At 64.5% G+C, this 19472-nt stretch carries 22 protein-coding genes and 2 riboswitches; of the genes, 9 read left to right on the plus strand and 13 right to left on the minus strand.

Features of this window, described 5'->3' with window-relative positions; all coding sequences use genetic code 11:
- Positions 1 to 31: 31 nt before the first annotated feature.
- Positions 32 to 619, minus strand: coding sequence for an NUDIX domain-containing protein (locus M1E17_RS13760; RefSeq protein ID WP_457962583.1), 588 nt, complete (start codon positions 617 to 619; stop codon positions 32 to 34).
- A gap of 63 nt (positions 620 to 682) precedes the next feature.
- Positions 683 to 886, minus strand: coding sequence for a DUF1918 domain-containing protein (locus M1E17_RS13765; RefSeq protein WP_457962584.1), 204 nt, complete (start codon positions 884 to 886; stop codon positions 683 to 685).
- Positions 887 to 958: 72 nt separating this feature from the next.
- Between M1E17_RS13765 and M1E17_RS13770 the strand changes: the two genes are divergently transcribed.
- Together M1E17_RS13770 and M1E17_RS13775 are read left to right on the plus strand one after the other, a co-directional pair.
- Positions 959 to 1465 carry a metallophosphoesterase family protein gene (locus M1E17_RS13770; RefSeq protein WP_457962585.1) on the plus strand — a complete coding sequence of 169 codons (507 nt, stop codon included), beginning with the start codon at positions 959 to 961 and terminating at the stop codon, positions 1463 to 1465.
- 131 nt (positions 1466 to 1596) lie between these two features.
- Positions 1597 to 2490 (plus strand): glucose 1-dehydrogenase, encoded by an 894-nt coding sequence (locus M1E17_RS13775; RefSeq protein WP_267275320.1) that lies wholly within the window; start codon positions 1597 to 1599, stop codon positions 2488 to 2490.
- A 9-nt stretch (positions 2491 to 2499) separates the two neighbouring features.
- Here the strand turns inward: M1E17_RS13775 and M1E17_RS13780 are convergent, their stop codons facing one another.
- Genes M1E17_RS13780 through M1E17_RS13795 form a run of 4 tightly spaced genes read right to left on the minus strand, consistent with a single transcriptional unit; the run spans position 2500 to position 3958 of the window.
- Positions 2500 to 2940 (minus strand): DUF1810 domain-containing protein, encoded by a 441-nt coding sequence (locus M1E17_RS13780; protein WP_457962586.1) that lies wholly within the window; start codon positions 2938 to 2940, stop codon positions 2500 to 2502.
- Complete coding sequence (locus M1E17_RS13785; protein ID WP_457962587.1) at positions 2933 to 3229, minus strand: DNA alkylation repair protein; 297 nt, start codon at positions 3227 to 3229, stop codon at positions 2933 to 2935. Before M1E17_RS13785 ends, M1E17_RS13780 begins: the two co-directional genes overlap by 8 nt.
- Positions 3180 to 3599, minus strand: coding sequence for a DNA alkylation repair protein (locus M1E17_RS13790; protein ID WP_457962588.1), 420 nt, complete (start codon positions 3597 to 3599; stop codon positions 3180 to 3182). Before M1E17_RS13790 ends, M1E17_RS13785 begins: the two co-directional genes overlap by 50 nt.
- Positions 3596 to 3958, minus strand: a complete 363-nt coding sequence (locus tag M1E17_RS13795; protein WP_457962589.1) for a TraR/DksA family transcriptional regulator — start codon at positions 3956 to 3958, stop codon at positions 3596 to 3598. The genes M1E17_RS13790 and M1E17_RS13795 overlap by 4 nt, the downstream gene beginning before the upstream one ends.
- Before the next feature lie 161 nt (positions 3959 to 4119).
- Here M1E17_RS13795 and M1E17_RS13800 point away from each other — a divergent pair, with 161 nt between their 5' ends.
- Positions 4120 to 4506 carry a cupin domain-containing protein gene (locus M1E17_RS13800; protein ID WP_457962590.1) on the plus strand — a complete coding sequence of 129 codons (387 nt, stop codon included), beginning with the start codon at positions 4120 to 4122 and terminating at the stop codon, positions 4504 to 4506.
- A gap of 54 nt (positions 4507 to 4560) precedes the next feature.
- Here the strand turns inward: M1E17_RS13800 and M1E17_RS13805 are convergent, their stop codons facing one another.
- Complete coding sequence (locus tag M1E17_RS13805) at positions 4561 to 5850, minus strand: aggregation-promoting factor C-terminal-like domain-containing protein (RefSeq protein ID WP_457962591.1); 1290 nt, start codon at positions 5848 to 5850, stop codon at positions 4561 to 4563.
- A 304-nt stretch (positions 5851 to 6154) separates the two neighbouring features.
- Positions 6155 to 6357: riboswitch (cyclic di-AMP (ydaO/yuaA leader) on the plus strand.
- A gap of 3 nt (positions 6358 to 6360) precedes the next feature.
- Between M1E17_RS13805 and M1E17_RS13810 the strand changes: the two genes are divergently transcribed.
- Entirely contained in the window at positions 6361 to 7185 is an 825-nt protein-coding gene (locus M1E17_RS13810; RefSeq protein ID WP_457962592.1) for a LysM peptidoglycan-binding domain-containing protein, read from the plus strand.
- A 456-nt stretch (positions 7186 to 7641) separates the two neighbouring features.
- On the opposite strand, the gene M1E17_RS13815 is transcribed toward M1E17_RS13810, so the two are convergent.
- Positions 7642 to 8670 (minus strand): dienelactone hydrolase family protein, encoded by a 1029-nt coding sequence (locus M1E17_RS13815; protein ID WP_457962593.1) that lies wholly within the window; start codon positions 8668 to 8670, stop codon positions 7642 to 7644.
- A gap of 139 nt (positions 8671 to 8809) precedes the next feature.
- On the opposite strand from M1E17_RS13815, the gene M1E17_RS13820 reads away from it, so the two are divergent.
- The gene (locus M1E17_RS13820; protein WP_457962594.1) at positions 8810 to 9283 is read left to right on the plus strand and encodes a YybH family protein; all 474 of its coding nucleotides are present in this window, start codon (positions 8810 to 8812) and stop codon (positions 9281 to 9283) included.
- Between the two features lie 60 nt (positions 9284 to 9343).
- Here M1E17_RS13820 and M1E17_RS13825 read toward each other — a convergent pair whose 3' ends face one another.
- Complete coding sequence (locus M1E17_RS13825) at positions 9344 to 10807, minus strand: protein adenylyltransferase SelO (protein WP_457962595.1); 1464 nt, start codon at positions 10805 to 10807, stop codon at positions 9344 to 9346.
- 200 nt (positions 10808 to 11007) lie between these two features.
- On the opposite strand from M1E17_RS13825, the gene M1E17_RS13830 reads away from it, so the two are divergent.
- A complete protein-coding gene (locus M1E17_RS13830) occupies positions 11008 to 12123 on the plus strand; it encodes an acyltransferase family protein (RefSeq protein ID WP_457962596.1) in 1116 nt (371 codons plus the stop codon).
- A gap of 117 nt (positions 12124 to 12240) precedes the next feature.
- A riboswitch (cyclic di-AMP (ydaO/yuaA leader) is annotated at positions 12241 to 12407 on the plus strand.
- Between the two features lie 19 nt (positions 12408 to 12426).
- Here the strand turns inward: M1E17_RS13830 and M1E17_RS13835 are convergent.
- Complete coding sequence (locus tag M1E17_RS13835) at positions 12427 to 12801, minus strand: hypothetical protein (RefSeq protein WP_457962597.1); 375 nt, start codon at positions 12799 to 12801, stop codon at positions 12427 to 12429.
- A gap of 193 nt (positions 12802 to 12994) precedes the next feature.
- Here M1E17_RS13835 and M1E17_RS13840 point away from each other — a divergent pair, with 193 nt between their 5' ends.
- Positions 12995 to 13834: a hypothetical protein gene (locus M1E17_RS13840; protein WP_457962598.1), complete on the plus strand. Its 840-nt coding sequence runs from the start codon at positions 12995 to 12997 to the stop codon at positions 13832 to 13834.
- A gap of 115 nt (positions 13835 to 13949) precedes the next feature.
- On the opposite strand, the gene M1E17_RS13845 is transcribed toward M1E17_RS13840, so the two are convergent.
- Positions 13950 to 14687, minus strand: coding sequence for an NUDIX hydrolase (locus tag M1E17_RS13845; protein ID WP_457962599.1), 738 nt, complete (start codon positions 14685 to 14687; stop codon positions 13950 to 13952).
- A 101-nt stretch (positions 14688 to 14788) separates the two neighbouring features.
- Between M1E17_RS13845 and M1E17_RS13850 the strand changes: the two genes are divergently transcribed.
- Both M1E17_RS13850 and M1E17_RS13855 read left to right on the plus strand, forming a co-directional pair.
- A complete protein-coding gene (locus tag M1E17_RS13850) occupies positions 14789 to 15859 on the plus strand; it encodes an SPFH domain-containing protein (RefSeq protein WP_457962600.1) in 1071 nt (356 codons plus the stop codon).
- A gap of 9 nt (positions 15860 to 15868) precedes the next feature.
- Positions 15869 to 16765 (plus strand): hypothetical protein, encoded by an 897-nt coding sequence (locus M1E17_RS13855; RefSeq protein WP_457962601.1) that lies wholly within the window; start codon positions 15869 to 15871, stop codon positions 16763 to 16765.
- Between the two features lie 48 nt (positions 16766 to 16813).
- Here M1E17_RS13855 and M1E17_RS13860 read toward each other — a convergent pair whose 3' ends face one another.
- Together M1E17_RS13860 and M1E17_RS13865 are read right to left on the minus strand one after the other, a co-directional pair.
- A complete protein-coding gene (locus tag M1E17_RS13860; protein WP_457962602.1) occupies positions 16814 to 17635 on the minus strand; it encodes a nuclease-related domain-containing protein in 822 nt (273 codons plus the stop codon).
- 353 nt (positions 17636 to 17988) lie between these two features.
- Positions 17989 to 19254: an IS110 family RNA-guided transposase gene (locus tag M1E17_RS13865; protein WP_457962603.1), complete on the minus strand. Its 1266-nt coding sequence runs from the start codon at positions 19252 to 19254 to the stop codon at positions 17989 to 17991.
- Positions 19255 to 19472: the final 218 nt, after the last annotated feature.

A 19472-nucleotide genomic window follows, 5' to 3' on the forward strand; every position in this document is an offset into this window, starting at 1 on the left:
CCTGAACTGGATCCGGCGCCCACCAGTGTTTTCACTCCGGCTGCGGCCGGCCATCGGTGAGGTCCAGCATTCTGGGGCGCAGGGCGGGCCAGGACGCCGCGAATCCAGGGTGCAGCTCCTTTGTGGTCACCTCAGCCAGCGGAACCCACTGCAGCTCGATGCTCTCCGGATCGCTGATCACGGGATCAAACGGGTCCGTCACGAGCAGAACCACCGTGGTGTAGGACCAGTAGCCGAGGTCAAGGACCGAGGTAAAGAGGACACTCACGCTCGCTGCAGGCACCGCGGCTTCCTCATACGCTTCCCGCAGGGCACCCGCCACGGCGTCTTCGCCCTCGTGCAGGGCTCCACCCGGCAGCCCCCAGGTTCCACCGTTGTGGCTCCAGGCCGCCCTGTGCTGGAGAAGCACCCCCTTGCCGGGGTCAAACGCCAGGACTCCGGCTGCGCCGAACCTGCCCCAGAAACGTCCGTGTTCCCCCTCAACCCAGGCATCACCGGGGTCCCGGGGGCCCGTCCGCACAGGCGGCCGCTGCAGCGCAGGCTTCTGGATGTCCGAAGCCTGGAGCGCGGTGTTCGGTGGGGTCGCAGCTGGCGACGTGCCGGCCAATGAGTGATCCATCGTTCCAGTCTGTCAGGTCCGCCCTGACACCTGCAGCATCACCCGCCCGGCCCGTGTCCGGGACTACCCCGTGTGGCCGCCTTCGTGAACGCGTTCGACGGCGAAATCACCGCCGGGATACATCACGGTTTCGTGTCCGTCATCAAAACGGATCAGGTACGGCGGATGACCTCCCTCCCCACGGACCTCAACGATCACCCCGTGCCGGTCAGCTGCTCCAACAGTCCGGCCCCGAACGATGATGCGGTCGCCCTGCATTGCCTCCATGGCAATCACCTCCCAGCCCTAGGTTACGACTCACGCGGACCCGCGAACAGGTCCCCGTGCGAAGATTCAGCTATGCCACTGAACCTTCTGCTGGTCTCCGATACCCACGTCCCAAACCGCGCCCGGGCGCTCCCCCGGCAGGTGTGGGCCGCCGTCGAAAATGCCGATGTGGTATTCCATGCCGGTGACTGGGTCACAGCAGCGCTCCTGGACGAATTCGAGCAGCGAAGCCGCCGGCTGGTAGGTGTTTACGGCAACAACGACGGACCGGAACTACGCGGCAGGCTTCCCGAAAGCGCAGCGGTGACCCTTGAGGGGATTAATTTCGCGGTCATCCATGAGACGGGCCCAGCGAAGGGCAGGGAAGGACGCTGCGATGAGCAGTTCCCCACGGCCGACGTCCTGGTCTTTGGACACTCGCACATCCCTTGGGACACCACCTCGCCGGGCGGGCTGCGGCTGCTGAATCCGGGTTCGCCCACGGACCGCCGCCGGCAACCGGTGTGCACCTACATGACCGCTGTGGCCGATGCCGGCAATCTGCAGGACGTCCGCCTGGTGGAGGTTAGCAGGGACTGAAGCGGCTTGGCAGGCAGCCTCCTGATTGCCTAGGCTGGAATTCTAAGCATGCTTAGCTTTTGTACTGCTTGATGATGCACACCAAATGAACCACCTGCCGTGTTCCACGCACACCCATCAGGAGGACCACCATGACGGACCAGTACACCTTCCGTAATCCAGTAACGGCATACGAAAAGATCTCCCCGCCGGAACAACATCAGCCAGAGCCCGGCCTGGACGCCGAGCTGCAGCCAAAAGCGGACCTGGGCGAGGAGACCTACCGCGGTACCGGACGCCTCGACGGCCGCAAGGCGATCGTCACGGGCGCTGACTCCGGGATCGGGGCTGCCGCGGCCATCGCGTTCGCCCGGGAAGGGGCCGACGTCGTTCTGTCCTATTTGCCCCAGGAGGAGACTGATGCGTCACGCATCGCCGCCCTGGTTGAGGCGGCAGGCCGCAAAGCGATTAAAGTCCCGGGTGACCTCAAGGACCCCGCCGCTTGCCGTGACTTGGTGGACACCGCCGTCGCCGTCCTGGGCAGCATAGACATCCTGGTCAACAATGCGGGAAAGCAGGTGGCCCAGGAGGACCTCACCCAGATCACCGACGAGCAGTTCGACCACACGCTGAAGACCAACGTTTATGCCATGTTCTGGCTCAGCAAGGCAGCCATCCCGCACATGCCGGCCGGGTCAACCATCATCAACACCACGTCAATCCAGGCGTACAACCCGTCGCCCACACTGGTGGACTACGCCACCACCAAAGCCAGCATTAACAACTTCACCAAGGGTCTGGCCCAGCAACTGGCTCCCAAGGGCATCCGCGTGAATGCCGTAGCCCCGGGACCTATCTGGACGCCGTTGCAGGTCAGCAGCGGCCAGCCGAAGGAAGCCCTGCCGGAGTTCGGGCAGTCCACTCCCCTGGGCCGTGCCGGTCAACCGGCCGAGCTGGCGCCGGCGTATGTATTCCTGGCATCTCCCGAGTCCAGCTTTGTGATCGGAGAAACGTTGAACGTCAACGGCGGCAATCCGACGCCGTAAGGCACACGTTTACTGTTCGTCCGAACGGAGCAGCGAATCGGTGGCGTCGTCGGGCAGGCCGTCGAAGAACTGCGCCAGCACAGCCTTGAACACTGTCTCCCCCGGGGCTGCGCGCAGGAACAGCGTCATGGAGGAATGGAGCTTCCGCGCGTCGATGGCGCCGAGGATTTCCTCGGGCGTCCTGTCTGCAAAGTCGGTGAGGGCCTGGGCACAATCCAGCAGCCGTGGGCCCAGCACGCTGTGCTCCAGATAGGCCCGGGCTTCGGCCAGCGAGCCGATGGCGTACCGCTGCGACATTTCGCTGTGGCCAAGGCCTGCGAGCTGCGGAAAGATGAACCACATCCAGTGCCCGGTCTTCTTGCCTAGTTGGAGCTCGGACAGGGCCTGCTCGTAGGTTCCGCCGCTGTCCTGCGCGGCGACGAACCGTTCCAGATTAAACGGGTCAGCCATGGTGCCCTCCCGGGGGTGAGTTGAGCCGGAGGTCCGGCCTCCTTTTTGCCATCTCGGACACTACGAAGGATATAGCGTCCTGGATCACTTCACCGTCGGCCCGCCCGGCGCCCTCCTCCAGCATCCGCTCCGCGACGCGGGCGAAGGCATCCCAGTCACCACTTCCGGACCTGAGCGCCTGCAGTGGCACAAGAAGGGCGGCGCGGCGGAGCCAGGCGTCCGGGTCATGGACCCAGCGGTCAACGACGGCTTGGCCGCGGGCCTGTTCCCGCCGCGGCCAGGTTGGCAAGCAGCGGCCCAACAACGTCCACGGCCAGCGGGTCCACCAAAGCCTCCAGCCGAGCGGATCGGAAGAAGCCTTCGATCCTGGTCAGGTCGGAATTCCTCAACAGCCGGACCTTGGTTTGCAGCAGGACCACTGCCGCGAGACGGCGTTCGAACACCGGGACCGCCCAAAGTTCCGAGCTCAGGGCAGTGACGTCGTCGTGCTGCAGATCCGGATAGCGCCTGAGGGCGTCGCGCACAGTCCCCCGGACAGCGCCGACAGATGAGCCGTAGGATTGCACAGCGCTGCCCCACCGGGCCCTGGCCTCCTCCGCCCGCCGCCAGGAACCCTCACGCTGCAGGGCCGCGTCGATGAATTCGGCTGGATCGCTCATCCCGCCGTCCGCTTGCCGCTCGCGTGGGCGATACACACAGCAGTCCAGGGACGGGCCTCCAGCCGGCCCTCTGCTATCGGTTCTCCACAGACGGCACATGTTCCGTAACTGCCCTGGGCAATCCTTTCCAGGGCAGCTTCGATCTCGGCCAGCCCGGCGCTGCTCTGCTTCAGCAGCGCCGAGGCCTGGGAAAGTTCAAACGCGATGGTTGCCCCTTCGGGGTCATGTTCGTCATCCACGTTGGAGTCCTGCCGGGCTGCGTTGGCCGAAGTGATATCCGCGCGGAGGGCCGGAAGCAGCGCCAGCTTGCGCTCCCGCTCCTCCTCCAGCAGGATCCGAAACCGTTCAAAATCCACCATGGGAAAAAGCCTAGCGCGCTTGTTTCAGGCGCGTTTTTCGGGCTCAGGAGTTTAAATTTGCCGGACAGGAAAGTGCTCCATTAATTAGCTATCGACAACCGGATAAAAGGCGGAGCAAGCTAGCAGCGTAAGCGCCGAAAATAAGTTGAAAGGGGAATGCCATGCCTGCCAATGTGGTCACGCAACTGGAAGTCAAATCCCACAATTCACCCGACGAAAAGAGGCGTCCGGACAAGACAGAAGTGGATGTTGTGACGGTCGGAGACTACACGCTGGGGCGGTTCACGTTCCCGCCGGGCTGGCGATGGTCTGAGTGCATCAAGCCCGTTGTTCACACGGAATCCTGCCAGAACAGCCATGTGGGTTTCTGCGTTTCCGGGGACCTTGTGGTCGAAACCACGGACGGCAACCGCATCAACATCAGTGCCGGTGATTCATACACCATTCCACCCGGCCACGATTCCTGGGTTGAAGGCGACCAGGACTTTGTTGCAGTTGAATTTATGAGCGCCGCCGAATTCGCCAAGGCACCCGTGGACTCCGCCTAGCGGCCGCTTTAACCGACGGGACGATCCAGCCAACGCTCAGTACCAGCCAACGGATCAGTACCAGTTGTAAGCCACCGAGTGGTTCCAGGCGCCGCACGGTGAACCATAACGGTCAGCAATATACTTCAGCCCCCACTCCACCTGCGTCCTGTAACTCGTGAGCCAGTCGCTCCCGGCAGTTGCATACTTTCCGGGCGGCAACGCCTGGGCAATGCCATAGGCACCTGAATACGGGTTGGTAGCCGTTGTCAGCCAGTTGGATTCCTTCGTCCACAGCCGCTCCAGGCACTGAAACTGATCCTGGCCCCAGCCATAGGCCCCCAGCCTTGAGGAGGCATAGCTCTTGGCTCCGGCCGGATCGTTAACGGCGCCGCCCGGAACGGAAGGCACGACGACGGGCGGCGGGGCCGGTGTTTGGCTTGGCGGCGGCGCCGGGGCCGGGGCGGCAGGCGCGGGAGCCGCTGGACCGGCAGGAGGGGGTCCGGGATTAGCAGGACGCTGGGCGGCAGCGCGGGCTGCGGCTTTCGCCGTATCCTCAGCCTGGCGGCGCGCCTGCTCCTCCGCCGCGGCACGCTTTGCCGCCTGGGCTGCCTCATAGGCGGCAAGCGCTGCCTGGCCCTGGCGGTATTCGCCTTCCACCGCCGCCGTTGTTCCTTTGAGGGAGGCCAACTGCGCCGTCAGTTCCTGGCTGTTCTGTTGCTGTTCAGCAATTTGCACGGTCATGGCCTGCTGGGCTGCCTGCGCCGCCGCCAGCTTGACCTTTGCCCCGTCCGCCAACCGTTCACGCTCGGCTTTGGCTGTCTGCTGCTGCTCGGACAGCGCACGGGAGGACTTCTCTGCGGCTGCTGCTTTGTTCACAAGGGCTGCCGTCTTATCACCCACGATCTGAACGATGTTCAGGCCGTGGATGCTGTTGGTCTGCAGCGCGTCCAGGGCCACGAAGAAGCCCATGTTGGTTCCGCCGGTCTTGTAGGACTGTACGGCCAGGGCTCCGATTTCCTTCTTGTACTGGCCGAGTTCTGAGTTTGCCTGATCGGTTTGTGTCGTCAGGACATCCATTCGTGACGTGGCTGCCGAAAGCGCAGCCTCGGCTACAGCGTAATCCGCCGCTGAGGTGACGGCGGCAGCACCCAGAGCCTCTGCCTGGCTCTGCAAGCCGCCCAGCAGGTCGCCAATCCTGGAGATCTCGGCGGCCTTGCCGGCTTCGCTCTGCTTGGCATTCTGCACGTCCTGCCAGGAGGGATATCCGTCCGGCGGAACGTGGTTGTCGGCATGGGCAGGCAGCAGTGAAAGTGAGCTCACCAGGGCAAATGCCAGCACGCCGGCAACAGCGCGGCGCTTCACCTTTCTACCAAACCGGGACATAGTTCGTCAGCCTACCGGGCAATCGAGTGTGCGGAACGTCATAACTTCAACATCTTTACGAAGGTGTGACGTGGCCGGGCCTTTGTTGTACGGCCACGCAGCATTCCTGTGAAGGACCGCGAAGAGGATCCTCCGCCTCTACGTTGGTCACTGTTGCGACAAGCAGTCGGTAACGGTTAAGCCAAGCCAACGCGCCGAAGAGTTACTACTTGTTACCGTAACGTGACAATACCCCGGAGCAGAAGGTAACCTCTTTCGGTGCCCCGGTTTCAGCCGGGACATTCCCATCAGTATGCCGAACCCTGCCGCTGACCGGGATCCAGTCGCTTTCCAACTGGCAGGGACGGGGGAACCACGCTTCCGCGGCCTTCTCAGAAAAGGCCTTGGGGTTAAGTCGTTAATGCTCCGTCCCGCACGGGCGTTTACGGCCGGGTGTCTCCGACCCGAACCCGACAGCTCACCTCGCAGGCATGGGAGAGGCGAATCACCGTGTCAAAAAACTCCACCACCGCCCGTCATCGCGCGACCCCCAGCCGATCAATTGCACTCGAAGGCTTGTCAGCCACTGCCAAGTCAAATGCCATGAACATTGGAAGGTCCGGCCTGGTAGTTGCTGCCGCGTCTGGCCTCCTGTTCGGCATCGGGGCACCTGCCCAGGCCGGAACCCACGCACCAGATAACTCAGGCACTGCCAATGCTCAGGTCCAAGCACAGGCCGCAGCACCGGCCCCTGCGGCTGCGGCCCCGGCAGCAGCTGCAGCCAAGGTCCACACAGTCGTTTCCGGCGACACCCTTGGTGCAATTTCCGCCCGTTACGGAGTAAGCCTTAACTCGGTCTTCTCGGCTAACGGCATGTCCATGGCAACCATCATCTACCCGGGCAACCAGATCAAGATCCCCGGCGCCGGAACGGCTGCGCCCGCACCGGCACCTGCCCCGGCACCCGCCCCCGCCGTCCGCGTTGCGGCAGCTTCGGCACCGGCACCCGCTCCCCTGGCTGCTTCCGGCTCCAAGGGCGCTGCCATCCTGGCTTCCGCCTACTCCCAACTGGGTGTGACCCAGGACTGCACCGCCATGGTGGAGAAGGCACTGCGCTCCGTTGGCAAGAGTGTGGGCGACCTGGCCCCGGGTCAGTTCTTCCAGTACGGCAGCGTTGTGGGCACCCCCGCACCGGGTGACCTGGTCATCACTGCGGGCCACGTAGGTGTCTTCGCCGGCAACGGCCAGGTCGTCAGTGGTGGCGTGGACGGTTACAAGACCGAGGTCCACTCCCTCAGCTGGCTCTCCGGCGCTTCGTTCGTCCGAGTCGCGTAATCCTGCCAGGCAAGGCGGCGGGCGGGATATCTTCCCGCCCGCCGTTTTTGTCTAACCACGTACTGCCACCGAAGCCTAAAATAGATGCACCGGTTCATCGCTGCATTGTCGCAGCGGCGGCACAGTGGAAGGCAAGCGGTTATCGTGATCAGGAATCCGTTTGGGCATCACCAAAAGACCGAGGAAAACCCCGGGAACCAGAAGCACGGGCACCGCTCCTGGCTTCAGCGGGAGGACGCGGGTGTGAGCCATGGGCCGAGCAGCCTGTTTTTCATATCCCACGACACTCCCTTGCCGCCGGCACTGACGTGCATCCAGGGGCATGAGGTCCGGGAAGGGGAATCAACCTGCGACCACGGACACCCTGTCGGATGACGGCCCACTGACCGGCCGATATGCGGGCACGCGTCCAAGCCCGCTCCCCCCTTTTGTCTGGCCACATTGGCCCGGCACGCGTCAGACGTGCTGGCGGAACCAAGCCAGTGTGTCGTTCCAGGCCGCCGAAGCCTGCGCCTGGTCGTAGCGGTTCCCCGTATCGTTGTGGAACGCATGGTCGACGCCCGGATAGACGGTTAGCTGGTGGCGGATGTTATGGGATTCCAGGGCGTCCCTCAGAGCCGGCATGGCACCGGTGATCCTTTGATCACGTTCGGCGTACACACCAAAGACCGCAGCCCTGATCGCGGACACCCTGTCCAGATCAGGAGCAGGTCCATAAAAGGCTGCGGTGGCCTTCAGCCCTTGCAACTCCGTCGCCCCCTGCCAGGTGATCCCGCCACCAAAGCAATAACCGTTCATGGCGATCCGCCCAGGGTCCACGAAGTCCTGGGACTGCAGGTAGCTGAAAGCCGACGCGAAGTCTGCCACATGCCGTTGGGCGCCGGCCCGCGTCAGCGCGCCGGGAACCGCATCCGCGTTCAGGCTCGCAGTCCCTCCCTCCCGGCTTAGGAGGTCCGGGGCCAAGGCGGCATAGCCCTCCCGCGCAAAACGGCGCGCCACGTCCTGGATATGCGGCACCAGCCCGCGGTTTTCATGGCAGATAAGCACTGCCGGTCCGGCTTCACCCGACTCCGGCCGGGCAAGATAGGCACTGATTTCGGCACCGCCGGAGGAGAACCGTACAGTCGCCGTGGTTAATCCCGGTGCTCCCTCCGGAACAGACAGCGGGCTCTTCGCCCCGGGTACTGCACCTTCCGCGGCCGCAGCTGACCCAGTTCCGGTTGCTGCACTGGTCCCTGTGCTCGTCCCTGTACTGGTCCCTTCGGGGGGCGGCGTCGCCGCTTCGGGACTCGGCATGGGGTCGGTGCTGCGCGGCACCTCGTCAGGGGTGCAGCCGACCAGCAGCATCGCAGTGGACGCCGCCGCCATGCTTCCCGTAATGAACGCCACCCGCCGCGTGAACGTTCGTTGGGTCATGGCCCCGGCTCGGTAATCGTCGAAGAATTCCTCGATCAGGTACCTCTCAAACTTGCCAAGTTCAATCATGACGGGCCTTCCTCGATCGTGCCGAATATCCTCCTCCGAACTCAGCGGCGGGGCAAGGGTACGAAGTTTCCCCCGACCCTTGCGGCCGGGCCGTTGCCTCTCCAAAATGAAGGCGTAAGCCACAACGAAGGGGATTGCCATGGACGAAGCAGACGCATTCCTGGCAGCGGTAATGCCGGCCCTCACAGCAGCCGATACAGCCATGCACAACGGCGATGCCGGACCCCGCACCGCCCTTTGGTCCCGTACCGATCCAGTGACACTTTTCGGTGCCGCCCGGACAGTTACCGGTGCAGACGAGGTGATCCCCTTCTTCGAGGTCCTGGCCGGCCGCTTTTCAAACTGCACCTCTTTCGAATACGAGGTCACGGCCGCCGAGGTCAGCGGGGACCTGGCGTATGTCGTGGGCATCGAGCACACCACAGCATCGGTGGCAGGGGCGAACCCGCTTCCCTACTCCCTGCGGGTCACAACAATCTTCAGGCGGGAGGACGGCAAGTGGAAGGTCGTGCATCGTCACGGGGACGCCTTGCCGGAAGGCGATGTTGAACTGACGCGCACCCAGCTGGGACGCCTTAAAGTGGCAGACACGACGCCGGACAGCGCCGGATAGCTGCAGGTTCAGTTCAGTTCCACGGAAGTTCAGATTCCGCGGAAGTTGGGTTTCGCAGGGTCAGGTGCCGCAGAAGGTCCGGTAGGGGCCGAAGTCTTCCGGCGCGCCTGCAGCATAGCGCTCCAGGCCGGGGCGCTCTTCGTAGGGTGAGGTCACTGCGCCAAGAAGCCGCCTGAACGGATCCAGGTCCCCGTCTGTAGCGGCGGCCAGGGCCTCCTCCACGAGGTGGTTGCGCGGGATGTAGGCGGGATTAACCCGGTCCATGAGGTCGGCGTCGGGGTTCAAGGCGCGCCAGCGCTCCGTCCACGCATCGAACGCCGCCAGGTCCAGGATCATTCGCCGCGCGGGCTCTGCCTGGCCGCGGGCTGCCATCGCAAGGTTACGGAAGAACAAGGTGTAATCCACCGGACTTTCCTGGAGGAGCGCCAGCAGCTCATCGACGAGAGGTGAGGCGGCGTCGTCGTCGGCGTTGTGGTGCAGTCCCAGCTTCTCCCTCATGCCTGCAGACCAGGCTGCACTGTACTGCCCGCGGAAGGCTTCCAGAGCTTCAACAGCAAGCGCCACCGCCTCCTCCTGGTCCTTGTGGATAAGCGGGAGGAGCGTTTCGGCGAGCCGGGAAAGGTTCCACTCAGCCACCAGCGGCTGGTTGCGGTAGGCGTAACGGCCGCCCTCGTCGATGGAGCTGTAGACGGCGGCCGGGTTGAACGCATCCAGGAAGGCGCACGGGCCGTAGTCTATGGTCTCGCCGGAAATGGTCATATTGTCCGTATTCATCACACCGTGGACAAAGCCCACCAGCATCCACTGCGCCATCAGCGAGGCCTGGGCTGCGATGACCGCCTGAAGCAGTGCAAGGTAGGGATTCTCAGCCTCAGCAGCGGCCGGGTGATGGCGGCTGATTGCGTGATCGGCGAGGCGGCGCAGGAGGCCGATGTCATCCGCGGCCCGGGCGTACTGGAAGCTGCCGACGCGCAGATGGCTGCTGGCCACCCGCGCCAGCACGGCTCCCGGCAGCACGGTTTCCCGCTGGACCGGCCGGCCGGTTGCCACCACGGCGAGGGATCTGGTGGTGGGGATGCCCAGGGCGTGCATAGCTTCGCTCACGATGTACTCACGCAGCATGGGCCCGACGACGGCGAGGCCGTCACCGCCGCGTGCGAACGGTGTGCGCCCGGAGCCTTTGAGGTGGAGGTCGCGGAGCCGGCCGTCCGGGTGCGCCACTTCACCGAGCAGAAGGGCCCGCCCGTCACCCAGGCGCGGGGCATACCAGCCGAACTGATGGCCTGCATAGGCCTGCGCCACCGGCGTGGCACCCGCAGGGACACGGTTTCCAATCAGCAGAAGAAGCCCTTCCGGGGTTTCCAGGAAAGCAGGATCGAGGCCCAACTCTGTTGCGAGCGGCCCGTTAAGGACAAGAAGGCGCGGGTCAGGAGCCTCCTCGGCCCGCCAGGGAATGGCCATTTCAGCGAACTCTCGGGCGAAGCGACCGTCAAGGACAACGGTGGATTCAGCTGCGGTAGTCATCCTTTAAGGATAGCGGCGATGCCCTGACCGTCAGGTTTCGTCCAGAAAAGTCCGAGAGACTGGAAGACGGCGCTCGCTCGCCCTCAATCACATTCACGTCAGACAAGGGTTGGTTTTGCCTTGATTGAGCTGAACCTGGAACCGCCCGTGCAGAGGCTCCCGGAGGATATGTGACCTTACTTATCGATAGACCCGCGGCAGTGGCTGCTCCACGAACCACGGTGCTGCCCCGGCTCGATGGCCTGGACGTTCTTCGCGGTGCCGCGGTTGGTGCCGTACTTTTGGGGCATTCCTGGCCCGGATTATTCCAGGGTGCCGGCATAGTCGGCGTCATTGCCTTCTTCGTATTGAGCGGTTACCTGATCACCGGCGTGCTGCTTAACGACGTGGAGAGGCATCGCAGGATCCGGTACGGACGCTTTTACGCCCACCGCGCCTTCCGGCTGCTCCCGGCCCTGGTGGCTTTCCTGGGCGTCTACGCCGTGGTGGAGTTGACTGCAGATGTCCTCGGGGACAGGTCAAAGGGAATCATTGGCTATACCCTGCTGGCAGGTTTCGGTTACCTGAAGGACCTGCCGTTGCCCTTCGATGTCAGCATGGCCATCGGACCGCTCTGGACCTTGGCGGTGGAAGAACAGTTCTACCTGATTTGGCCGGCGCTGCTGCTCTTCGCGATGCGGCGCCACCGCCAGGGAAGGCTGCTGGGCTGGTCTGCCGCCGTCGTCCTGTTGCTCATGACCGCGAGTGTGCTGGCGATGCTGATCCTCGCCCCGCAACTTCACTCCCTGGTCTATGCCCTGCCCACGACGTGGGGCCTGGGGCTGATCGTAGGGTCCGGCGTGCGGCTGTACCGTGTCCATGTATTCGGCTGGTTCTCCGGCCACCGTCTCCGGCAGGCGGCGCTGCTGAGCTCAGTTCTTGTCCTGGCCACGCTGATTTTCGTCCCGAAAGCCAACGAGTCGCCGGCCTTCTTCTTCCTTGGCGGGCCGCTGGCCATGGCCGCCGCCGCCATCCTGGTGGTGCTGGCAGCCTCGCGAACACAGATGATGCCGGTGTGGACCCGCGCGTTGCAGGCCCTGGGCACAATTTCGTACTCCGCGTACCTCTGGAACTACATCGTCATTCTCTGGCTCAACGGCGGCTCGACGGCGGATCTGCCGCCACTGGTGGCGGTGTCGGCCATCCTGCTGACCCTCCTGGTGGCGTTTATCAGCTGGCACACCGTTGAGAGGCTGGGACGGATGGCCCGGGCCCGCTTTGACAGCTACTACGAGGAACGATGGAACAGCTCGCATGCCGCTGAAATGCGGGGATGAGCAAGGTGACGCACCGCCTTGGATTTCCTTGTTACCTAAACGTGACTTTAGGGGGAGGTTCCTGTACGGTTTGGGGGTGGCCCATCAAGATCGGGCCGCGTCCGGGCTGACGCCGAGCTCTGCCACATCCCGGACTCCCGACACATTAAGGCAGAGACGGGGGACCCACAGTCTTCGGGCCGCTGCCCAGCGGCCCTTGGGGTGAAGCCGTCACGTCTGACGTGCCGGCCGGTTGACCTCTTCCGAACCCGACAGCTAACTCCGCAGGCGTTGAGAGGCAACCATCATGTCCCGTTCGCTGGATCAGTCGCGCCCTTTTCGGGCCGGGCGACACCGCGCAGACGCTGCGCACGCCATCACCACTCCACTCACCCCAACGAGTTCCCAAGCGGAAAAGCCAGACGCCGGGTCCTCCCCCGCGGGACCGGCATCCGGGGCACTGCGACGAAGCAGGGACAGGCGCCCGGCCTTCGAGGTGCCGCCCACGCCGGAATCGGCACCGGAATCGGTACAGCCCTCAGCACAGGAATCAGCACCCCCAGCAGCGCCCAGGGTGGAGGCAGCACCTCCGGCAACCGAAGCATTTCCCGTCGTAGTGTCCGCGAGTCCCGTTCCGGAAAGCGGACTCACTGCGGCACCCGCAGCCATGGCTGCACCGCCGGCCACTGCTGCTCCCACGGCTGCTCCCACGACGCTCCGGCGTGGGAGGGCCCGACGCGAGGGTACTGGGAAGCCCGAGGACGTTGCATCTGGTGCAGCCGCTAAGGACGGGTCGGCCCCGGCACTGACCCCGCAGAGAGCTGCCGCCTTCAGTTCCGATCCCCAGGCCATCCTGAGGAAAGCTGCTTCGGTTCGGGTTATGGGCCACCGGATGGCAGTCGTTACCGGCGCCCTGGCCGTGGTGCTTGCCGTTGGTACGGCCAGCCAAGCCACCGAACTGCCCTTTTTCGGCAAGGAGGCGTCCGCCCAGGATGCCCCGGCTGGAAAGGACGCAACCCGAGCCACCATGGGATCGCGGCCTACTTACGTGAACGGACGCACCACCCATGCGCCGAGCAGCTCCACTCCCCCAGGCATAGCGGGCACTGGGCCCGCGAAGACTACCCCCGGCACGGATGATGTTCCGGCGGCCGGCGATTCTCTCGCCTCCTCGCTGCCAACCGTCGCCGACCTTCCCATGCCGGTTGACGCGCCCACCCTGGCGGGCATTGCAGCTGCTTCCCCCGCCGCAGTTCCACCGTCAGCAGGCCCGTCCGTGAACCTTCAGCCCCCGGCCATGGCACCGACGACCCCCGCCGCACCACCGGCAGCGCAGGCGCCGGCGGGCACACCGGCCCCGGCGACGACTGCACTACCCGCATCACCGGCGCCAGCCCCGGCAGTTCCAGCACCCGCCACACCGGCTCCGGCCACCACCGCTGCACCCGCCCCAACGACGGCATCTGCGGCTCCCTCCCCGACTGCAACCGCCGTGCCATCCGCAGCCGATGACGGCGCGGCAGAAGAAGCAGTGGACACCCGCTCCTACGCCAGCGGCCGCCTGGCATCGTATGGGTGGGGTCCGGAACAGATGAATGCCCTCAATACCCTCTGGGACACGTCAACCAAGTGGCGGCCAAGCCAGGTGGACAGAGGCTTGAGCTACATCAAACAGCGCCACGGCTCTCCCGCAAAAGCCCTTGAGTTCCGCGCCGCCAACAACTGGTACTGAGCAACGCAGGCATCCGGACAGGCCACCAAACCAACAGACAGTCCCAATCAACGAGGACAGCCCCCGCACGCATCATTCGCGAGCGGGGGCTGTTCTCGTTAATTCCTGGCGGGCTTCAGTCACGCGGCCGCATGAGGGGCGGGTTGAGAACGGCGCGCGTTGGCTGCCCTGCAGCTGGCCGGGACGGCGCGGCCAGACGGAAAAGCGCAGCAGGACGGCCGGCGTCGCCCGTGGTCATCCGCCCGGTATCCTCCAGAAAACCAGGCGTCCCCGTGGCTTTGCGATGGAAGTTCCTGGGATCCAGCCGGCTGCCCCACACGGCCTCATAAACGGCCCTCAGCTGGGCGACGGTGAATTCTTCACCGCAAAAGACGGCCGCCAACGGTGAGTATTCGAGCTTTGACTTGGCCCGTTCTACGGCGTCAGCGAGGATTCGTTCATGGTCGAAGGCCAGCTTCAGGTCGCCGTCCAGGACGCGGCTGACAGGATACCAAGCCGCATGCTCGGCGTCGCTTCCGGCAGACAGCACCGGGAAGTTCGGAGCGAGCAGTAAATGAGCCACTGTTAGCACATCACCCCGGGGGTCGCGCCCCTTGGGCCCGTAGCTCCCCAGCTGTTCCAAATGCCCAGGGACCTGTTCGACGCCTGTTTCCTCCGCCAATTCGCGGGCGGCTGCGGTTGGCAGATCCTCACCGGCAAGCACAAAGCCGCCAGGGAAGGCGAGCCTGCCGCGGAAGGGCTCAATAAGCCGGGTAATAAGCAGGACCTTGAGCGTGTTATCGGCCACGGTGAGGGCGACGACGTCGACAGTGACCGGGAAGAGTGCGGGGTCCGAAGGACGGTGTTCAGCCATGAGCTCATCCTAGGAAGTTATCGTCACCTTGACAATAAATCGCCGTCATGGCTATTCTTGTATTATCGTCAAAGTGACGACAATACATCTCAGGAGAAGTCATGGCCCACATCAAGCGCTACCCCTGGATCAACCATTTCCTTGGCAGCCCCACCGGCTACGTTGTCCACCTTCAGAAGGGCTCCGTCCGGCACCAGGGAGTCGGGCAGGCTTTCTGGTACCGGCCCGCGAACTCCGTACTGAGCGAGATTCCCGTCGATGATCAGGAACTGCCCACCCTCTTCCACGCCATTACCCGGGACCACCAGGACGTCAGCATTCAGGCGAACGTGACCTACCGCTTCATAGATCCGGTGGCTGTGTCCAGCCGGCTCGACTTCGGCCTGCAGCCAGCTGGCGCTGGGCTGGCTACCGGGAGGGAACAGGTGGCCACCATCATCGGCCAGCTGTGTCAAAGCCACGCCATCGACCAGATTGCCACCACCACGCTCGCGGAGGCCCTGGAGCGTGGGGTCAGCCAACTGCGCACGGTGCTTTCCGAGGCCCTGCGGGCGGACACCCGGCTCCTGTCCACCGGCATCGAAATCCTTGGAGTCCAGGTTCTGGCGGTCAGGCCCGAGTCGGACGTCGAAAGAGCGCTTCAGACGCCAGTCCGCGAACAGCTCCAAGCGGAAGCAGACCGCGCCGTCTACGAACGCCGCGCTGTCGCCGTCGAACGTGAACGGACCATTTCCGAGAACGAGATGGCCAGCCAGATCGAACTGGCCATCCGCCGGGAGCACCTGGTGGCCCAGGAAGGCGCCAATGCCCGGCGTGCGGCAGAGGAAAAGGCTGCGGCAGGACTGATAGACACGCACGCTTTGGCCGAGCGGCAAGGCATCAGCGCAGACGCGGAAGCAAACCAGATCCGGCTAGTGGGCGATGCAGCCGCGGCCCGTGAGGCCGCCACTATGGAGGTTTACCGGGGCATGGAGCAGGCTACGCTGCTGGCTTTGGCACTGCGGGAGGCGGCGGGATCGCTGCCGAACATCGGCAATCTCACCATCACTCCGGATTTGCTGAGCGGTGCGCTGGCCGGGCTTTTCCGGGAACCAGCCGGCGGCCCCGCCCCTGTTGCTGCAGGCCCTCTGGCCGCTGGCAGCGCCGGTAGCACCCGCAGCACCCGCAAGTAGGATCCCGTCATGGCAAAACCGCGTTTAGTCATCGTCCACCGGCGGACCGAGCTCCAGGAACTTCTGGATCGGCACGCCACCCGGGGCCAGGCAGAATTCTTCCTCCGCACCCGGGGCCGCAGCCTGCAGGATGTCCAGGAGCGCCACGATCGGATCACCGCAGCCCTGGCCACGGTAAGGGCCGCGATTCCATCGGAGTGGCGCCAAGCCGAGGTAGAGCGCTCGGACCTGAGCCGGTTCCTGCTGACGCCGGAAGACATCGTCGCCGTGGTGGGTCAGGACGGACTGGTGGCAAACGCGGCGAAGTACCTCAACGGCCAGCCAGTCATCGGCATTGATCCCGAGCCGGGAGCAAATCCCGGCATCCTGGTCCGGCACACGCCGGCTGCAGCGGCAAAGCTGCTGAACAAAGCTGCCAGAGCGGACCCGGTGCCATGGAACTGTGCCGAACTCGCCACCGTGACAGCAGTCCTCGACGACGGGCAGGAACTCTCAGCCCTGAACGAGGTCTTCATCGGGCACGCCTCCCACCAGTCGGCCCGGTACCAACTCACCACCCATCACGGCCAGACGGAACGGCAGTCCTCGTCCGGGCTGATTGTCTCCACCGGCACAGGCGCCACCGGATGGTGCGCATCCATCGCCGTCGAGCGTGGAGGACGTGCCCTGCCGGCTCCTACGGACCCCCGGCTCGCGTGGTTCGTGCGCGAGGCCTGGCCCTCCCCCATCAGTGGCACGTCGCTGACCGAGGGTGTGCTGCAGGCCGGCGAAGCTCTCCGGATTACCGTGGCGTCCGATCAGCTTGTGGTGTTCGGCGACGGCATGGAAGATGACCGCCTCAGCGCTTCATGGGGGCAGGAAATCACAGTCCGCCTAGGCGAAAGGCCGCTACGGCTTGTGGGTTAAGGCAGGAGCGGGCCTCAGGCCTGACAGATCCCTCTGCCACCCAACCTCTTACCGTCCGCCCAGCGAATGCAGAATCGCTGAAAGCGTCTGGGTGCCGTTGGCCAGCATCACGAATCCGGCTGCCGGAACGCCCAGCACCCAGGCAGCCCGCCGCCGTCGGGCCTGGTTCACTCGCTGCCGGAGTGCCTCGAAGTTCTGTTCCAGAACTCTCCGATCGTCCTGCGGGGCGGGCTTCCGGTGCCACGTCCCGGGCAGCACTGCCGCGGAGGCTATCTGGGCCACCTCTTCCGGGGGAAGCTCGCGCCTGCACCGGTTGAGCCAGCCCAGCAGCTGGGTGTCGGTAAGTACGGCCACCTGCTTCGGCCGCGTTTTGACGGTCAGGCTCTTTGGGTTCACGACCACAACAATTCCAACGACGTCGACGGCGGTGCCCACTGCAGTGCTGAGCAGCCTGGACGCGCGCTCGGCTTCATGCTCCGCGTTATAGAGGTGCCGCGTCTTCTGGCCTGCCACCATGAAGGTCCGCCCGGCCACCCAAACGGACTGGCCGGAGTGGTTTTTTGTGTTGACGGTAAAGACCCCTGCCGGACCCACGAGAATGTGGTCGATGTCCGAGGAACCCGTTCCTACGGGGACGGCATGCAGAACCAGCCACTCCCGACCCAGCCGTTCGAGAATCTTTCCGACGGCGATTTCTCCCAGCGCTCCCTTGTACCAGGGCCAGGTGTCCGGGCTGAGCGGACTGGCGCCAAAGATCCGCTGCAGAGTGGTGCGGGGCGGTACGTGACCCTGCTGGTCCAGTAGTTCCTCGATCACGGCCTGCGCGGGAATCCGCCCGCGCAGAAGCTTTGGTTGCGGGTTTTCAGTCATTGTCCCTTCATTCCCAGGAGTCGCATGGAGGAGAGTCTAGGTCCGTCACTCCTCGTTCGACGGCGTCGCTGGTGTTAACGTCCGAATCTTGCTCCAATCCTTGGGTAAAGCTGGGGAAAGGCTGGTTAGATCCGGTTCTGGACGTGGTTGGCGGGAGTGAGGGGGCACCCAATACTGATGCTCCTATTGCTGTCAATGGGCACGGCGCCCCGCGTCATGCAGATCACCGGGCTAAGGCTCCAAGGTCAAGGGTCTGCGATCGCTGGTGCGACGGCCTGCGGCCGCCCTTGACCTTGGAGCCTTAGTGGCCCGGTCATTACGGCAGGGACGGCGGGACGCCGTTGGTCCTGCCGCTAGGCAAACTGCCCGGTCAGTCCTGCAACCTCCCGGGTGCCTCTTCGCGGTTTTTGGGATTGAGAGTTGAGCCAGGTTTCGTAGTGTTGGTAGAAGTCGTCGTGGCGGGTGAGTCCGCGTTCGAGCCGGGACAGTGCTGTGGGCCAGACATGGAGGCTGTCCGCGGCGGCCTGGAGGGTGATGTTCTTCGTTTGGCGTAGGGTGCGGAGGGCTCCGGCGTCTGGTGCTGGTTGTGGATGGATCAGCTGATCGTAGACTTCGCGGGCGATGTAGCGTTTGACGCAGCGGATGATTTCCTTGGTGCTTTTCCCTTCGGCCCGGCGTCTGGCGACGTAATTTTTGGTGCGGGTGTCGCTCATCATCCGTACCAGGGCAACGTGGTGGATGGCTTTGTTGGCCCGCCGGTCGCCGCCACGGCTGAGCCGGTGCCGCATGGTCTTTCCCGAGGACGCGGGGATCGGCGCGACGCCCACGAGGGCTGCGAACTGCGCTTCGGTGCCGATCCGTCCGGGGTTGTCGCCCACGGTGACCAGGAGCTGGCTTGCCACGTCGGTGCCGACCCCGTGCAGGTCACGGAGCATCGGCGCGTGGGTTGTCACGATCGCGTCTAACTCGGCATCAATGACCGCCAGTTCCTGATCCAGGGCGCGGTAACGGATCGCGAGGCGTTTAAGCACGGCCGCGGTGGTGATCAACGGGTCAGACATGTTTCCGGCCGGCCGGGTTTTCTCCAGGGCGGCCATCATCGGGGCGCGGGCCAGCCGCCGGTATTTGGCCCGTAACGCCTCGGGTGCAGCCGTAAGGATGCTTTTGATCTGCGCCATGACCGCTACCCTGGCGCGCATGGCCGTCGCCCGTTCGGCGCGCAGGACCCGCAGGGATTCCACCGTGCCGTCCCGGGATTTGGGTGTTGCGACGTTCCGGCCGGCCAGCGCGGCTTCTGCCGCCTGGTAGGCGTCCAGAGCGTCCGATTTGCCCCGCAGCCGGCGTCCCTGCCGGTTCGGGCGCATGACTTCCAGAACCCGGAAGCCCTCCCTGGTCAGGACACGGGCGAGTTCGGCGCCGTAACTGCCGGTGCCTTCCACTCCGGCGGCAACCACCGGGCCGAACCCGGTAATGAACTCGACAATATTCCGGTAGCCGGACCCAACGGCGGGAAATTCTTTGTCCATGAGGTGTCTGCCGGTCTCGTCGATGATTGCGACGTAATGGGTGTCGGCGTGTGTGTCGATCCCGGCGATGACTTTCAGATATGGGTTTGTCATGATGAAACTGGCCCAGCCTTCCGTTGCATGCGGTGGGAAACAAAAGGGCACGCCGGCCGGGTGGGCAGACAAGACAGTAATGGGATTCTTCGAGCAGGCTCCTATGAGGTCATGTCCACCTGGCCGCCGCGTTACTGCAGCCTGTGCCGCGGCGGACAAATCATTTGCAGGACAAACCCTTCGCAGGGCGTCAGTCAGTGCCAGAGCCACACCGCAAC

Source organism: Arthrobacter sp. D1-29 (genome assembly GCF_054130585.1).